At 75.9% G+C, this 15,336-nt stretch carries 13 protein-coding genes; 7 read left to right on the top strand and 6 right to left on the bottom strand.

Annotated features, from left to right (window positions below; all coding sequences use genetic code 11):
• Positions 1-158: 158 nt before the first annotated feature.
• Complete coding sequence (locus D5H75_RS09175; RefSeq protein WP_119925864.1) at positions 159-1,763, bottom strand: penicillin-binding transpeptidase domain-containing protein; 1,605 nt, start codon at positions 1,761-1,763, stop codon at positions 159-161.
• A gap of 87 nt (positions 1,764-1,850) precedes the next feature.
• Between D5H75_RS09175 and D5H75_RS09170 the strand changes: the two genes are divergently transcribed.
• The 4 genes from D5H75_RS09170 to fes all read left to right on the top strand — a co-directional run bounded on the left by D5H75_RS09170 (position 1,851) and on the right by fes (position 6,171).
• On the top strand, positions 1,851-2,792 hold the full coding sequence (locus D5H75_RS09170; protein ID WP_119925863.1) for a LysR substrate-binding domain-containing protein: 942 nt from the start codon (positions 1,851-1,853) through the stop codon (positions 2,790-2,792).
• Positions 2,789-3,703: a serine hydrolase gene (locus D5H75_RS09165; RefSeq protein ID WP_242454078.1), complete on the top strand. Its 915-nt coding sequence runs from the start codon at positions 2,789-2,791 to the stop codon at positions 3,701-3,703. Before D5H75_RS09170 ends, D5H75_RS09165 begins: the two co-directional genes overlap by 4 nt.
• Positions 3,704-3,832: 129 nt before the next feature.
• Entirely contained in the window at positions 3,833-4,825 is a 993-nt protein-coding gene (gene fepB, locus D5H75_RS09160; protein ID WP_119925862.1) for a Fe2+-enterobactin ABC transporter substrate-binding protein, read from the top strand.
• On the top strand, positions 4,822-6,171 hold the full coding sequence (gene fes / locus D5H75_RS09155; RefSeq protein WP_202637953.1) for an enterochelin esterase: 1,350 nt from the start codon (positions 4,822-4,824) through the stop codon (positions 6,169-6,171). The genes fepB and fes overlap by 4 nt, the downstream gene beginning before the upstream one ends.
• 85 nt (positions 6,172-6,256) lie before the next feature.
• Here the strand turns inward: fes and D5H75_RS09150 are convergent, their stop codons facing one another.
• The 3 genes from D5H75_RS09150 to D5H75_RS09140 all read right to left on the bottom strand — a co-directional run bounded on the left by D5H75_RS09150 (position 6,257) and on the right by D5H75_RS09140 (position 9,707).
• Entirely contained in the window at positions 6,257-7,297 is a 1,041-nt protein-coding gene (locus D5H75_RS09150; protein ID WP_119925861.1) for a FecCD family ABC transporter permease, read from the bottom strand.
• Positions 7,294-8,334, bottom strand: coding sequence for a FecCD family ABC transporter permease (locus D5H75_RS09145; RefSeq protein ID WP_242454077.1), 1,041 nt, complete (start codon positions 8,332-8,334; stop codon positions 7,294-7,296). The genes D5H75_RS09150 and D5H75_RS09145 overlap by 4 nt, the downstream gene beginning before the upstream one ends.
• Positions 8,335-8,507: 173 nt before the next feature.
• A complete protein-coding gene (locus D5H75_RS09140) occupies positions 8,508-9,707 on the bottom strand; it encodes a folylpolyglutamate synthase/dihydrofolate synthase family protein (protein WP_119925859.1) in 1,200 nt (399 codons plus the stop codon).
• A gap of 89 nt (positions 9,708-9,796) precedes the next feature.
• Between D5H75_RS09140 and D5H75_RS09135 the strand changes: the two genes are divergently transcribed.
• Genes D5H75_RS09135 through D5H75_RS09125 form a run of 3 tightly spaced genes read left to right on the top strand, consistent with a single transcriptional unit; the run spans position 9,797 to position 12,975 of the window.
• Positions 9,797-11,116, top strand: coding sequence for a bifunctional folylpolyglutamate synthase/dihydrofolate synthase (locus D5H75_RS09135; protein ID WP_119925858.1), 1,320 nt, complete (start codon positions 9,797-9,799; stop codon positions 11,114-11,116).
• Between the two features lie 46 nt (positions 11,117-11,162).
• Positions 11,163-11,513, top strand: a complete 351-nt coding sequence (locus tag D5H75_RS09130; protein ID WP_119925857.1) for a DUF4233 domain-containing protein — start codon at positions 11,163-11,165, stop codon at positions 11,511-11,513.
• 10 nt (positions 11,514-11,523) lie between these two features.
• On the top strand, positions 11,524-12,975 hold the full coding sequence (locus D5H75_RS09125) for a hypothetical protein (RefSeq protein WP_119925856.1): 1,452 nt from the start codon (positions 11,524-11,526) through the stop codon (positions 12,973-12,975).
• Positions 12,976-12,996: 21 nt separating this feature from the next.
• On the opposite strand, the gene D5H75_RS09120 is transcribed toward D5H75_RS09125, so the two are convergent.
• Both D5H75_RS09120 and D5H75_RS09115 read right to left on the bottom strand, forming a co-directional pair.
• Positions 12,997-13,587 carry a hypothetical protein gene (locus D5H75_RS09120; protein WP_147425098.1) on the bottom strand — a complete coding sequence of 197 codons (591 nt, stop codon included), beginning with the start codon at positions 13,585-13,587 and terminating at the stop codon, positions 12,997-12,999.
• On the bottom strand, positions 13,575-15,062 hold the full coding sequence (locus D5H75_RS09115; RefSeq protein WP_202637951.1) for a sensor histidine kinase: 1,488 nt from the start codon (positions 15,060-15,062) through the stop codon (positions 13,575-13,577). Before D5H75_RS09115 ends, D5H75_RS09120 begins: the two co-directional genes overlap by 13 nt.
• Between the last annotated feature and the right edge of the window lie 274 nt (positions 15,063-15,336).

Here is a 15,336-nt window from a genome sequence, read left to right as displayed (position 1 = left end):
TGTGTTCTGTACGGCTGCCGCCGGGCGTTCTGCGGGGCCCCGCGCGGCCCGTACGGCTTCCGCCGGATACGCCGGGAACGGCGCCTGCCGTACGGCCGTCACGCCGCGTGGCGTCCGGGCCGGACGGCGGGCGGTCACGAGAGGCCCGGGACGGGCGGTCACGACAGGCCCCGGAGGAACTCGGCGGCGATGGGGGCCGCGGCGGCCGCGCCCTCGCCCGCGCCCTCGACGATCACGGCGAACGCCAGGTCGCCCTTGTACCCGATGAACCAGGAGTGCGCCGGAGGCTCCTCGCCCTCGCCGAACTCGGCCGTGCCGGTCTTGCCGCCGACCCCGGCCGGGAAGTCCACCGCGTTCGCCGTCCCGTCGGAGACGACGGCGGGCATGAGCTGCCGCAGCGCGCGCACGATCCCCGGCTCCAGCTTCCTGACCTCGCCCCCCGGCAGCAGGGCGGCGTCCACCAGGCGCGGCGGGCGCCAGGCCCCGCCCGCGATCGCGGCGGCGACGGTCGCCATGTTGAGCGGGCTGGCCAGCACCTTGCCCTGGCCGAACGCGGCCGAGGCCAGCTCGGTCTCGCTCCCGGTCGAGGGAAACCGGGCGCGCACGGCGGGCACGCCGGGGTTGAGGGGGCTGCCGAAGCCGAAGCTCTCCGCGACCTCGCGCAGCCGCTTCTCGCCCAGGCGCTCCACCCCGAGGTCGCCGAAGGTGGTGTTGCACGAGTGCGCGAACGCGTCCCGCAGCGGCAGCGTGCCGTAGTCCTTGTAGCCGGCGTTGTGGAACTCGAAGCCGCCGATCGTCTGCCGCGCCGGGCACGCGACCCGCGTGGCCGGGCTCAGGCCGTCCGCGACCAGCGCCGACGCCGTGACCACCTTGAACGTCGAGCCCGGCGGGTAGTGGCCCATGAGCGCCCGGTTGAACCCGCCCGGCTTGTTGACGACCGCCTTGATCTCCCCGGTCGAGGCCTTGACGGCGACGAGGGAGGCGTTGCGCTTCTCGTCCCTGAGCGCGTCCGCCCCGGCCTTCTGCGCGGCCAGGTCGACGCTCGTGCGCAGAGCCTTGCCCGGGGCCCCGCCGACGCGGGCGAGCGTGCTCAGCGTCCGCCCGCCCTCGGTCAGCTCGACCCGCAGGCCGGGCCGCCCCGCGAGACGCCGCTCGAACGTGCGCTGGAGCCCGTCCGTGCCGACCGGGTCCCCCGCGCGGTACGGCGCGCCGAGGCGCTTGACGTCCTCGGCGGTGGCGGGGGCGACCGCGCCGACGAGCTGCTTGACCGACCCGTAGGTGTCCTCGGTGTCGATCCGGGTGCCGTCGGCGGCGGTGACCGCGGCCCGCTCGGGCCAGGACCGCCGCAGGCGCAGCGCCCGCCCCTCGCGCAGGTCGGGGTGGATCGCGGCGGGCGACCACCGGACCTTCCACGACCCGTCCGACTCGACCAGCCGCAGCCTGCCCTCGTACGTCCAGTCGGCGCCCTCGGCGAGCGCGACCCGCGCCGTGAAGCGCGCCTCGTAACCGCCGTCCTTCTCCCGGAGGTCCCCCGCCTCGTAGTCGGCCCGCCCGATCGCCGAGTCGCGATGCCACCGGTCGAAGCCGGCCGGCGGGGCGGCGACCAGGGCCTTCATCGCCTTCACGTCGTTGCGCTCCCAGGCGGCGAGGTAGTCCTCGACCAGCCGCCGCTCCGGGGCGTCCCCGTTCAGGTACCACACGCCACCGGCGACGAGCGCGAGCGCCGCGACACCGGCCGTGATCCTGACTGCTCTTCTCCCCATGACGGGGAGGACACCAGGTCATCGCGGGTCATGTCCAATGTCGATATCTATCGTCGATTGATTAGATTTCCGATATAGTCGCTGGTCGTGGACCTGGTCCGGCATCTGCGCTACTTCGAGGCGGTCGCCGAAGAACTTCACTTCGGCAACGCCGCGATCCGGCTCGGCATGGCGCAGCCGCCGCTCAGCCAGCGCATCCAGCGGCTGGAACGCGAGCTGGGGGTCCGCCTCTTCGACCGCACGAGCCGGCAGGTGCGGCTCACCGACGCCGGGCGTGCGCTCCTGGCCGAGGCCCGTGAGATCCTCGGCCGGGTGGATCATCTGCACGCGGTGATGGAGCGGGCCCGCCGGGGCGAGGTGGGCACCCTGCGCGCCGCCGTGACGCCCGACCTGGCCGCGCCCGTCGTCGCCGCCCTGATCGCCGCCGCCCCGCCGGGCGTACGGCTGGCGCTGAGCCAGATCGGGACGGTGGAGCAGGTGGCCGCGCTCACGGCGGGCGAGCTGGACGTGGGCGTGCTGCACCACCCGGTGACCGCCCCGGGGCTGGCGTTCGGCCCCATGCTCGCCCAGCCCGTCGGGGTGCTGCTGGAGGAGGGGGACCCGCTGGCCGCCTCGGCGTCGGTGCACCTGGCCGACCTCTCCGGCCGTGACCTGGTGCTCTTCCCGCGCGCCACGGCCCCCGGGCTCTACGACGAGATGATCGCCGGCTGCCGCCGCCACGGCTTCGACCCGCCGGCCGTCCACGAGACCCCCAACCCCCAGTTCGCCCTGGGCCTGGTGCTCGCCGGGACCGCCGTCTCCCTCACCCCCGAGGCCCCCTCCCCGGGCGCGGTCTGGCGGCCGCTGACCGGCGAACCGCTCCACTGGCGCGCGTCGACGGCCTGGCCCCGCGACACCGCGCTCGCCCAGACCGGGGAGTTCGCCGCGCGGATCACCGCGATCCTCGCCCGCGAGGCCGGCATGCGCCCCGTGGACGCCCTCCCCGCCCGCCGCGTGGCCCCGCGCCCGTCCTCCGGGTTCCTCGCGTGAGCCCGCGCGATCCCGCCGTACGGCCGCGCGGGGGCGTCCCCGGGGGAGCGGAGGAGATCCTCGCGGCGTTCCGGGAGGCGGGGGTGACCGGCCAGGTGCACGCGGTGGACGTGCTCGGCGGGCGGGACCTGGGCGTCGGGGCCGACGAGGACGCCGTGCTGGCCTCGGTGTTCAAGGTGCCGCTGCTCGTGGCGTTCGCCCGGCTGGCGGACGCCGGCGCGCTCGATCCGCGCGAGCGGGTCCACGTGCCGGCGGAGGGCAGGTCGCCGGGTCCCACGGGGATCTCGGCGATGCTGGACCCGGTGGACATGTCCCTGCGCGACCTGGCGTTCCTCATGATCACGGTGAGCGACAACACGGCCGCCGACACGCTGGTCGGGAGGGTGGGGCTGGACGCGGTGAACGCGGCGATGCGCGAGCTGGGGCTGCGCCGCACCCACGTGGAGCACACCGGCCAGGACATGTACGCCCTGATGACCGAGGACGTCGGCGGCCTGGACCCGGCGGAGTTCTTCGCGGACCCGGCGGCGATCGCCCGCATGCGGGTGCTGGACCCGGCCGTGACCAACCGGGGGACCCCGCGCGAGATGACCCGGCTCCTGGAACTGGTCTGGCGCGACGAGGCGGCCTCCCCCGAGTCCTGCGCCATGATCCGGCGCTGCATGGGCCTGCAGGTCTGGCCGCACCGGCTCGCCTCGGGCTTCCCGTACGACGACGTCATGGTGAGCGGGAAGACCGGCACCCTGCCGACGATCCGCAACGAGATCGGGGTCGTGGAGTACCCCGACGGGGGGACGTACGCCGTCGCGGTCTTCACCCGCTCGTCGAGCACGGCGCAGACGCAGCCGCGCGCCGACGCGGTGATCGGCGTCGCCGCCCGGCTGGCCGTCGAGGCGCTGAGGCGCTCCTGAGCTGATCCTGAGCGGGTCCTGAGCTGGGCCTTCGCGTTCGGTCGAGGCCCCCTCTGGAGTTGAAGGTTAGCCTAGCCTAAGCTCTCCCTTACTGAGGTAAGCCTAACCTTCGTTCCCCCAGGAGTAGATGTGCGTACAAGCTGGTCCCGTCTGCGCGCCGCGGCCGTGATCGCGGCGGTCGCCGTCGGGCTGACGGCCTGCGGATCCAACGGCGGCGGCGCGGACGCCGCGGGCGCCGGTGAGAAGGGCGGGCAGACCCGCGCGGTGCGGCACGAGGCCGGAACCACGCAGGTCCCCGTCGCGCCCAAGCGCATCGTCTCCGTCAGCGTCACCATGACCGGCCACCTCCTCGCCCTCGACGCGCCCGTCGTGGCCTCCCAGGGCACCCCGCCGAGCCCCTTCACCGACCAGAACGGCTTCTTCAAGCAGTGGGCCGGCAAGGCCCAGGAGAAGGGCGTCAAGCTCGCCTACCAGGGCTTCGAGGCCGACCTGGAGAAGATCCTGGCGCAGAAGCCGGACCTGATCATCGGCGCGGCGACCGGCCACGACAGCACCCTGAAGGTCTACGACAAGCTCAAGGGCATCGCCCCCACGGTCCTGTTCCGCCACGACAACGTGAGCTGGCCGGAGCTGACCGCCAAGCTCGGCGCCGCGATCGGCCTGGAGGCCAGGGCCAAGGAGGTCGTGGACGGGTACAACCAGCGCATCGAGCAGGTCAAGTCCAAGATCAAGGTGCCGGAGCAGGAGGCCGTCCTCCTCCGCGACTCCAACACCGAGATCCCGGTCTTCACCGCGAACAGCGCCCAGGGCGGCGTGCTCGGCGCGGTCGGCTTCAAGGTCCGCACCGTCGAGGGCTCCTCCACCGTCAAGGGCGAGGGCGCCAAGCGCGACGACCTGGCGATCCTGTCCCAGGAGACGCTGGCCAAGTCCGTCGGCGACGCCTCCCTGTTCTTCGTCGGCCACAACCCCGCCGACATCGCCAAGAGCCAGGCCAAGCCGGTCTGGAAGGACCTGCCCGCCGTCAAGGACAAGCGCGTCTACGACCTGGGCGTGGACTCCTTCCGCATGGACTACTTCAGCGCCATGAGCATGCTCGACCGCGTCGAGAAGCTGTTCGCTTGATCCCCGCGCCCCACCCGGAGCCCGGCCCGGCCCTCGCCGCGCCGGACTCCGGCGTTCGGCCCGGCCCCGTCCGGGAGTCCGGCGCCGCCGCCGCCGCGCGAGCCGTACGGCTGACGCCGCCCCGGCCGGGGCCCCGGGGGAGCATCCCGCCGCAGGTGGAGCGGCCCGCGCCGCCCGAGGTCGCGGTGAGCCCCCGGATCGCGGCGCTGGGATCGCCCGCGGAGCTGTGGCGGGAGGCCGCCGGGGCCGGGACGCCGCTGATCGAGGAGATCCCGGGCGACCCGGCGCACCGGATCGTCACGTTCCTGTGGCGGGACCCGGACCCCGCGGCCGACGTCGTGCTGGTCGTGAACAAGATCACCGACGCGGGCGCGCTGGACGCCGCGCGGATGGAGCACGTGCCGGGCACCGACGTGTGGCACCGCTCCTACCGGCTGCGGGCCGACTGGCACGGGACCTACCGGATCGCGCCGCGCTCCCCGGGCGGGATGGGCCCGGCGGCCGAGCGCATGCTCGCGCGGATGACCGCCGCCGGGTCGCGCGTGCCCCGCGCCGACCTGGAGCGCTGGTGCGAGGCGGTGGAGCGCGCGGCGCCCGACCCGCTCAACCGGCGGCCCTGGCCGGGCGCCGGGTCGGTCGCGGCGCTCCCGGACGCCCCCGCGCGGGACTGGCACGGGAACCGGGGGACCGGGCGCGGGCGCGTCACCGAGCGCCGGGTGTGGAGCGCGCGGCTCGGGAACGAGCGGCCGGTCTGGACGTACGAGCCGGAGGAGGAGCCCGCCGGCGTCGTGCTGCTGTTCGACGGGGAGGCGTACGCGCCGCTGCTCCGCCCGGCGCTGGACGACCTGATCGCGGACGGCGCGCTGCCGCCGCTGCGGTTCGTCATGCCGTCCGCCGTGGACCTCCCGACGCGGGTGCGGGAGCTGGCCTGCGACCCGGGCTTCGCCGACTTCGCCGCGGACCTGCTCCCCGAGGGGTTCCCGCCCGGGCGCGTCGTGGTCGCGGGCTCCAGCCTGGGCGGCCTCACCGCCGCCTACTGCGCCCTGCGCGACCCCGCCCGCTTCGGCAACGCGATCTCCCTGTCGGGCTCCTTCTGGTGGCCGAACGGCCCCGAGCCCGAATGGCTGACCGGCGCGGTCTCCGCGCTCCCGCCCGTCCCGGCGCGGTTCCGCCTCGGCCTCGGCGCCCAGGAGTGGGCGCTGCGCGACGCCACCTTCCGCATGCGGGACGCCCTCGCCGCGAGCGGCCACGACGTCGCCCTGCGCGAGTACAACGGCGGCCACGACTACTACTGCTGGCGCGCCTGCCTCGTCGCCCTCCTCGGGGATCTCACCGCCTCCTGGTGACCGGCCGCGCCCGGCTCCCGCCGTACGGCCTGAGCCGGGCACGGGCCGGTCCGGGCCGGGGCGGTCAGGCGCGGGGCGGCCCGGCTCAGGCGCGGGCGCGGGCCCGCCACTCGCGGGCCATCAGCCAGCCCAGGTAGAGGCCGCCCAGGGAACCGGTCAGGACGCCGACGGGGAGCTGGCCGGGGGTGGGCAGCCGCTGGGCGGCGAAGTCGGCGGTCACCAGGAGCAGCGCGCCCATGAACGCGGCCGGGACGACGCCCGGGCCGGGGGCGCGGGTGAGCCGCTTGGCGAGCTGGGGCGCGGCCAGGGCGACGAACAGGATCGGGCCCGCCGACGCGACCGAGACGCCGGACAGGGCGACCGCCACCGCGACCAGCGCCAGCCGGGTCCGCTCCACCGGCAGGCCCAGGCCGTTGGCGGTGTCGTCGCCCAGTTCCAGCAGGCCCAGCGGGCGCGCGAGCAGGAACGCGGCCGGCAGCAGCACCGCGACCGCCAGCGCCAGCGGGCCGACGTGCCCCCACTCGCTGCCCGAAAGGCTCCCGATCAGCCAGGTCTTGGCGGCCTGCGACTCGTAGAGGTCGGCGCGGACCAGCAGGTACGCGGTGACGGCCTCCAGCATCGCGCTCACGCCGATGCCGACGAGCACCAGCCGGTACCCCTGGACGCCGCCCTTGTACGCCAGCAGGTAGACCACGAGGGCGGTGGCCATGCCGAACACCATCGCCCCGACCGACACGGTGTCGCTGCCGCTCCGCAGCACCAGCAGGACCACCACGGCCCCCGTGGCCGCGCCCTGGTTGAACCCGATCACGTCCGGGCTGCCGAGCGGGTTCCGCGACAGGCCCTGGAAGATCGCGCCGCTCGTGCCCAGCGCGGCGCCGACCAGGAGGGCCACCAGCACGCGCGGGGCCCGCAGCTCGTAGACGACGTACGCGCTCTGCGGCGTGCCCTTCCCGGCGAGCGTGAGCAGGACGTCCTGGACGGTGATCGCGGTGCCGGTGCCGATCGCGACGGCGCCCACGGCGAGCGCGGCGGCCAGGAGCAGCAGGCCCACGGCGACCGCGCGGGGCCTGATCCGCAGGGAGAGGCGCCCCCGGCGCAGGTGGCGGACGGGCAGCGTCGTCATAGCTTCGCGATCTTGTCTCGGCGGATGAGGGCGATGAAGACCGGCGCCCCGAGGAACGCCGTCACGATGCCCACCTGGAGCTCGGCGGGCCGGACGAGCACCCGGCCGAGCACGTCGGAGGCGAGCAGGAGCACGGGGCCGAGCACCATGGAGTAGGCGATCACCCAGCGGTTGTCGGGCCCGGTGATCGCCCGCGCGATGTGCGCGACCGTCAGGCCCACGAACGTCACCGGCCCGATGGCGGCCGTGGCCGCGCCGCACAGCAGCACGATCGAGACCGCCCCGAGCAGCCGGACCAGGTTCACGCGCGTCCCGAGCCCGGTCCCGGCGTCGTCGCCCAGGGCGAGCGCGTTGAGGGAGGGCCCGAGCGCGACCGCGATCACGGCGCCGGCGAGCAGGAACGGCAGGACGGGCCAGAACACCTCGAACTCCCGGCCGGCGAGCGCGCCCACGTCCCAGAACCGCATCTGGTCGAACACGGTCCCGTTCAGCGACAGGAACCCGTTGGTGGCGGCCCCGAGCGAGGCGCTGACCGCGACCCCGGCCAGCGCCAGCCGCGCCGGCGACCCGCCTCCCGCGGCCCCCAGGGCGTAGACCGCGCAGGCGGCGATCGCGGCCCCGGCGAAGGCGAACCAGATGTACCCGCCGACGGAGGTCACGCCGAGGAAGGCGATCGAGCACACGACGGCGAACGACGCCCCGTAGTTGACCCCCAGCAGCCCCGGGTCGGCCAGCGGGTTGCGCGTGAGCACCTGCATCAGCGCCCCCGAGGCGCCGAGCGCGGCCCCGACCACGAGCCCCAGCAGCGTGCGCGGCACCCGCAGGTCGTGGATGAGCGCGGACTCGGCCGACCCGTCGGGCGCGAACACGATCCGCAGCACCGTCGGGACCGGCACGTGCTGGGAGCCGACGGCGACGCTCAGGCACATGACGACCGCCAGCACCGCGACCAGCGCGATCAGCCCGGCACGCCGTACGGCGCGGCGCCCGCGCGGCCGGGCGGGCGCGGCCGGGCGGACGGTGATGACGCTTGGCAAGGGGGACCTCATCCTCGGGACGCCGCGAGCGCGGCAAGGTAAGCCTAACCTTATCCAGCTCGCCCATTCTCTCCCCGCGCGGCCCCGCCGCCCACCCCCTCGCGCCGATCCCGCCGCCCCGCCCCCGCGCGACCCCCGCTCCTCGGGCCGGCGCGGGACCGCGAGCCGCCAGGTCAGGAGCCCCCGGCGGAGGGCGGGGGGAAGAGGTGGTCGGTGTCGGCGCCGGCGAGGTCGAGGACGCGGCCGATGAAGTAGACGGTGCCGAGGGCCAGCACGCGGCGGCCCAGCCCGCGGACCCCGGCGGCGGTCAGGGCGGCGGCGTCCACGACCGGCCAGGACTCCGGGAGGGGATGGGTGAAGCGGAGATGGGGGTACGGCAGGCGGACGAAGGTGACGGGGACGCGGCCGTCCAGTTCGGCGACGGCCCCGGCCACGTCCTTGTGGTCCGGCAGGCACAGGAGCACGTGGTCCACGTCCCCGGCGGCCTCCAGCGCCGCCGCGACCCCCGCCCGGGTGATCGCGCAGTCGGCGACGACCTCGGCGTCCCCGCCCAGCGGGTGGACGGACATGCGGCCGGGGAGGCGGACCTCGGGGAGCGGGCCCGGCTCGGGCAGGCCCAGCTCCGCCAGGAGGCGCAGCCCCGCCGCCCGTCCCAGGCAGGAGTTCCGCTCGGAGAACGTCCCCGCGCAGGCGGTGTACGTCACGGACGGCCCCGCGCCCGCCGTGCCGGGACCGGAGGAGCCGGCGGGAGGCGTGCCGGCCGCGGCGAAGGCGGCGCGGACGTGCGGGGACTGGGGGAGCGAGACGACGGCGCGGGTGGACGGGGCCACCACGCCGATCTTCTCCCGGGCGATCTCGGGCACGGTGTCCCCGAGGACGCCCAGGTGCTCGGCGAAGATCTCGGTGACGCCCACCACGGTCGCGGGGAAGAGCGAGACCTCGTCCGACGCCCCGCCCATGCCCGCCTCCAGCACGACCGCGTCCGCGCCCACCTCGCGGGCGTGCAGCATCCCGGCGACGGTGAACAGCCCGGAGGGGGACAGGTATCCGTCCCGGGGCGGGCCCAGCCTCGCGATCGCCGCGGCGAGGGTCTCGCCCAGCCCGGCCAGCCCGGCGATCGCCGTGCCGTTCACCCGGATCCGCTCCCGGTCGGACCGCAGCCCCGGGCTGGTCACGGTGACCACGGTCAGGCCGGCCGCCACGAGCGCGGCCGTGGCGTGCGCGGCGGCCGTGCCCTTCCCCTTGGAGCCGACCACGGTCAGCACGGGCACGTCCGGCAGGTCCAGCAGCCGCGTCAGCGCCCGCGCCCTTCCCAGGTCGCGCCGCCACCCGGGGGCCCGGGCCTCCCACTCACGAAAGAACACCTCGTCCACGGCCGCAGCATAGGCACACGCGGTCACGTGCCGTGACGGCGGGGAGGCTCGGGGACGGAGGCGGTGCGGGAGGTCAGTACCCTGGTCGGGTGGATTACCGAGCGGTCGAGAAGGCCATCCGTGAGCGTGGCGTCGAGTGGGACATCGACCCGAGCCTGGAGCGGATCCGGTCGCTGACCGATCTGCTGGGCGACCCCCAGCGGAACTACCAGGTGGTGCACATCACCGGGACCAACGGCAAGTCCAGCACGGCCCGGATGATCGAGACGCTGCTGCGCGAGCGCAACCTGCGCACCGGCCGCTACACCAGCCCCGAGCTGCACAGCCTGCGCGAGCGCATCGTCGTGGACGGGCAGCCGCTCAGCCCGGAGCGCTTCACCGAGGTCTACGCCGACGTCGCGCCGTACGCCGAGATGGTGGACGCCCAGGGCGTCCGCCTGTCGTTCTTCGAGATCCTGACCGGGATGGCGTTCGCCGCCTTCGCCGACGCGCCCGTGGACGTGGCCGTCGTCGAGGTGGGCATGGGCGGCACGTGGGACGCCACCAACGTCGCCGACGGGAACGTCGCCGTGATCACCCCGATCTCCCTCGACCACACCGACCACCTGGGCCCGGACGTCGAGACGATCGCCGAGGAGAAGGCCGGGATCATCAAGCCCGGCTCGATCCTCGTGCTCGCCCAGCAGCAGCTCGCCGCCGCCGAGGTGCTCGTGCGCCGGGCCGCCGAGGCCGGCGCGACCGTCGCCAGGGAGGGCCTGGAGTTCGGCGTACTCCACAGCGAGCTGGCCATGGGCGGCCAGCTCCTGCGGCTGCAGGGCCTGCGCGGCGTCTACGAGGAGGTCTTCCTCCCGTTGTACGGCGAGCACCAGGCGGGCAACGCCGCGTGCGCGCTGGCGGCGGTCGAGGCGCTGATCGGCGGCGACGACCCGATCGACGAGGAGCTGGTGCGCAACGCCTTCGCCCAGGTCACCTCGCCCGGCCGGCTGGAGGTCGTGCGGCGCGGGCCGACCGTGATCGTGGACGCGGCGCACAACCCGGGCGGCATGGCGGCCAGCGTCCGCGCGATCGAGGAGTCCTTCGGCTTCTCCCGGCTGGTCGGCGTCGTCGCGGCGATGGCCGACAAGGACGTCGCCGGCATGCTGGAGCAGCTCGAACCCGTGCTCGCCGAGGTGGTCGTCACCCGCAACTCCTCGCCGCGCTCGATGCCCGCCGACGCGCTGGCCGAGCTGGCCCGCGGCGTCTTCGGGGCCGAGCGCGTCCACGAGGCCCCGCTGCTCGACGACGCGATCGACACCGCGATCACGCTGGCCGAGGAGACCGGGGAGTTCGCCGGGAACGGCGTGCTGATCACCGGTTCGGTGACGACGGCGGGCGACGCCCGCGTGCTGCTGAAGGCCGACGAGGCGTGAGCGCCGGGCCGGGAGACGGAGGAACGATGACGGAAGCCGAGGGACGATGACGGGAGCCCCTGCCTGGGTCACCCCGGGCATGCGCCGGCTGACGTCCAGCGTGCTCGGCATGGAGGCGATCGTGCTGGGCCTGACGATCCCGGTCGCCATCCGCACCGGCGGCGTGGAGCCGGGGCTGGCGGCGGCGGTCGGCGGCGGCCTCGCGGTGGTGTGCGTGCTCGTCATCGGCCTGCTCCGCAAGCCCGCCGGATACGTCGCGGGCAGCGTGCTCCAGGCCGCCGTGATCGCCACGGGCTTCCTCGTGACCACGATGTTCTTCCTCGGGGCGCTGTTCACGGCCCTGTGGATTCTGGCGATATTCGTCGCTCGCCGTGTCGAAGGGGCCACGCCGGGCTAAAGTCCCGGGCATGGCCGTACCTCCCCCCGCCGCGCCGCCCGGCCCGGTGCCGCCCCGCCCTGCCCTCGGCGTCTCCGAGGGCACCGCGCGCCTGGCCGCCGCCCTCGACGTCGTGATCGCGCTGCTGGCGATCGCGGCGCTCCCCGTCGCGGTCGTGGCGATCCCCAACACGATCTCCTCGGTCGCCCACCTGCTGCCGCCCGGCGCCGACGCCGAGGCGTACATGCGGGCGCATGGCCTGGGCCTGCCCGCGACCGTCCTGGCCGCCTCCGCCGGCGCCCTCCTCGTCCGGCGCGTGCGCCCGGCCTCCCCGCTCGTCGGCGGCCTGCTGCTGGTCGCGGCGGCCGAGGTGCTGGCGGGCTGGGCCGCCGCCCCCGGCGCGGTGGCGTTCGTCCGCGTGCTCGGCGGCGCCGGGGCCGGGCTGCTCCTGCCCGCGACGCTGGCCGCCGTCTGCGAGCGGCCCGTCCTCGCCCGCAGGGTGCTGCTGGCCGTCTGGGCCGCCGCGCTGACCACGTCCCTGGCGGCCGCGCAGCCCCTGGCCCTGCTGTCCGTCGAGAACGCCACCTCCTGGCGCGCCTCGCTCCAGCCGTACCCGCTGCTCACCGGCCTGGCGCTCACGCTGGCCGCCGCCTATCTGGTGCTCCGCCCCCGCGTCGCAGGTCCCGGCGGCGGTTCCGGCGGCGGTTCCGGCGGTGGCTTCGGCGGCGGGGCGGCCGAGCCGGGCGGCGGGTGGCGCGAGGCCGCGCGGACGGTCGCGCCGGCGGCCGTGGTGTCGGCGCTGGCCCTGGGCACGTCCACCGGCTGGGCGGCGCCGCTCCAGATCGGCGCGGCGGCGGTGGCCGTCCTCGGGCTGCTCGTGGTCGCCGTGGCCGAGGGGCGCATGGGCGGCGTGTCGGCGGTCGCGGCGGGGCTGGTCGTGCTGCCGTCGGTGGCGCAGATCGCCTCGCTCACGCTGGAGCCTCTGGGCGGGCCCGGCCTGGACGCGCTCTGGCTGCCGCTGGCGGTGTCCGCGCTGGGGGCGATGGGCGCCGGGGTGGCCGCCGCCGGGCTGGAGCGCCCCGCGCCCGGCCGCGTCGCCGCCGCCGCGCTGGTGACGGTGGTGGCGGGGCTGTGCGCGGTGCGCCTGCTGGTCCCGGGGGAGGGCGTCGCGCCGTACGCGCTGACGTTCACGCTGCTGACGGCGGGCGGCGCGGGGGCCCTGGCGGCGGCGCTGCGGCCGCTCCCGGAGCGGGCGGCGCTGTCGGCGCTGGCCTGCTGCCTGCCGGGAGTGCTCGCCGGGTTCCTGCTGGGCGGCGGCGTCCAGCGCGCGGTCCTGGCGCGGGGCCTGACCGAGCCGGAGGACCTGGCCCGCGCGCTCACCTCGGCCCTGCACCTGTGGTGCCTGATCGCCGGGTTCGCCGTGGTGGCCGCCCTGGCGGCGGCCGCCGTCCGGGCCCGGCGCCGCGCCCGCTCCCGGGGCTGAGGCCCCGGGAGCGGCGACGGGTCACGGGAGGCCGTCGCCGGGGGCCGTCCCCTGCTCCGGGGCCGTGCCCGCGCCGGGCAGGCGCGCGCCCTCGGGCCGGGGCGTGGCGCCGGAGCCGGCGCGCTTCCCGCGCGGCGCCAGGTCCTTGAAGTCCTCGCAGGTGTACGCCGTGGGCTTGCCCGTCGATCCCTGGATCTCCAGCCTGCTCACCCCGGGCACGGCGGTGGCGGTGCAGGCGAGCTGGGCCAGGGCGGGCCGGGAGAGCCGGAGGAGCCGGTCGTCCCAGATCCGCAGGGTCATCACCTCGCCCGCGTGGTCCCACGTCACGGGCCCGTAGTGCGGCAGGCTCACCTGCGTCGTCACCCCGTCCCGGAGCTCGTCCTCCGACGGGCCCTGGAGGAGCTGCCCGATCACCATCACGCGCCCGGGGTCCAGCCCCGCGCGCAGCACCGGGTGCAGCTCCCCGTCCTTGAGGAAGTAGATCTGGTTCACGGCCTGGCGGCCGCTGCCCACGAGCTGTTCGCCCGCCGTCCAGGGGCCGGTGGGCGAGATGCCGCAGGCCGCCGCCGCGGCGAGCGCGAGCACGGCGGGAAGTGTCCTCAGTCGTCGCATCCGGGCTGCTCCCTCGGCAACCAGAGAGTGAACATCGCCCCGCACAGCCCGCTGTTCTCGGCGGTGACATGGCCGCCGTGGAGTTCGGCGTGGGCGCGGGTGAGCGAGAGCCCCAGGCCGCTGCCCTCGGTCTCGGCGCGGGCGGGGTCGCGTTTGACGAATCGGTCGAACACCAGGGGGAGGAGGTCGTCGGGGATGCCGGGGCCGTGGTCGAGCACGGTGAGGGTGAACCCGGGGCGTCCGCCGCGGGCCTCGGGCCGTACCCGGACGACGATGGGGGGTGCGCCGTGGCGGAGGGCGTTGCCGACCAGGTTGGCCACGATGACGTCGAAGCGGCGCGGGTCCAGGCGGGCCATGAGGTCCTCCGGGACCTCCAGGCGCACCCCGTCCTCCCAGCCGCGCACGGACAGGCTCGTCCGCAGCGCCCCGGCCACGTTCACGTCGTCCAGGACGAGCGTGGCCGTGTTCGCGTCGTACCGGCTGATCTCGATCAGGTGGCCGACCAGCGACTGGAGCCGCCTGATCCCGTCGGCCACCATCCGCGCGGCCTTGTCCCGGTCGGCCTCGGGCCCCGGGTCGTCGCCGGAGAGCACGTCGGTGAGCGCGGTCATCGCGGTGAGCGGGGTGCGCAGCTCGTGGGACACGTCCGCCACGAACCGCCGCGACGCCGCCTCCATCGCGCGCAGCTCGCCGATGTTCGCCTCCAGCGTCGCCGCCGTGCGGTTGAACGTGGTGGCGAGCTGGGCCAGCTCGTCACGGCCTCGCACCTCCACGCGCGTGTCCAGCGCGCCCTCGCCCAGCTCGCGCGCGGCCCGTCCCAGCCGGCGGACGGGCACGAGCACGCCCCGGGCCGCGACGAGGGCCAGGCCGAGGGCGATGGCCAGGGTCGCGCCGTTGGCGATCAGCAGGGCGCGTTCGAGCCCGGCCAGCTCGCGGGCGTCCGAGCGCAGGTCCACGGCGACGACCACGCTGAGCGCCTCGGGCACCTCGTTGGCGTCCCCCTGCAGCCGGAAGGTGATGACGCCGGGGACGGGCTCGACGGACACCTGGTTCATCATGGGGACCATGGTCCCCACGAGCAGGTACGGCTTCCCCCGGTACACGATCCGCTGCGCGGCGGTCTTGCTCTCCATCGCCTTCAGCAGGCCGTCCGGCACCGGCACGCCGAGCCTGGCGTAGTGCGGGGGCAGCGGCTTCTGGCCCCGCGTCAGCTCCGTCGCCACCGCGGCGCGCCCGGGTCCGCCGAAGGCCGCGGCGAGCCTGCGCGTGAGCTCGGAGGCCCCGGGCGCGACCGGCCTGCCCCACCAGTCGGCGGGCACGGGCGCGCTGCCCGGGATGTGCCGGGCGGCCCGGCTCCGGAAGTCCGCGATCACGGCGTCCTGGGTCCGTTTCAAGATGGCGTCGCGGATGATGTTGTAGGCGATGAGCGAGGCCGCCATCGACGACAGCAGGGCCACGATCACGAAGCCCGCCACCAGCCGCACCCGCAGCCCGCCGGCCCTGAGCGGCAGCGCCCGGATCCGGCGCGCACGACGGGCGCGCGCCCCTTCCCCGCCGGGGGGCGGGGCCCCGTCCCCGGCAGTCCCGTCCCCGGCAGTCCCGTCCCCGGCAGTCCCGTCCCCGGCAGTCCCGTCCCCGGCAGTCCCGTCCCTGGGAGCCGCGGCCTCGGGGGCCGCGGCCCCGGGCCGTACGCCGTGGTCGTGGGCGGGTCCTCCGCCGGAGGGGGCCGGGCCGTGCCGGGGCCCGGGG

Origin of the sequence: Bailinhaonella thermotolerans, from assembly GCF_003594875.1 — a bacterium.
In the GTDB taxonomy this organism is placed as follows: domain Bacteria; phylum Actinomycetota; class Actinomycetes; order Streptosporangiales; family Streptosporangiaceae; genus Bailinhaonella; species Bailinhaonella thermotolerans.
Note: the sequence above shows the minus strand (reverse complement) of the source record. Positions and strands in the feature narration are given on the sequence as shown.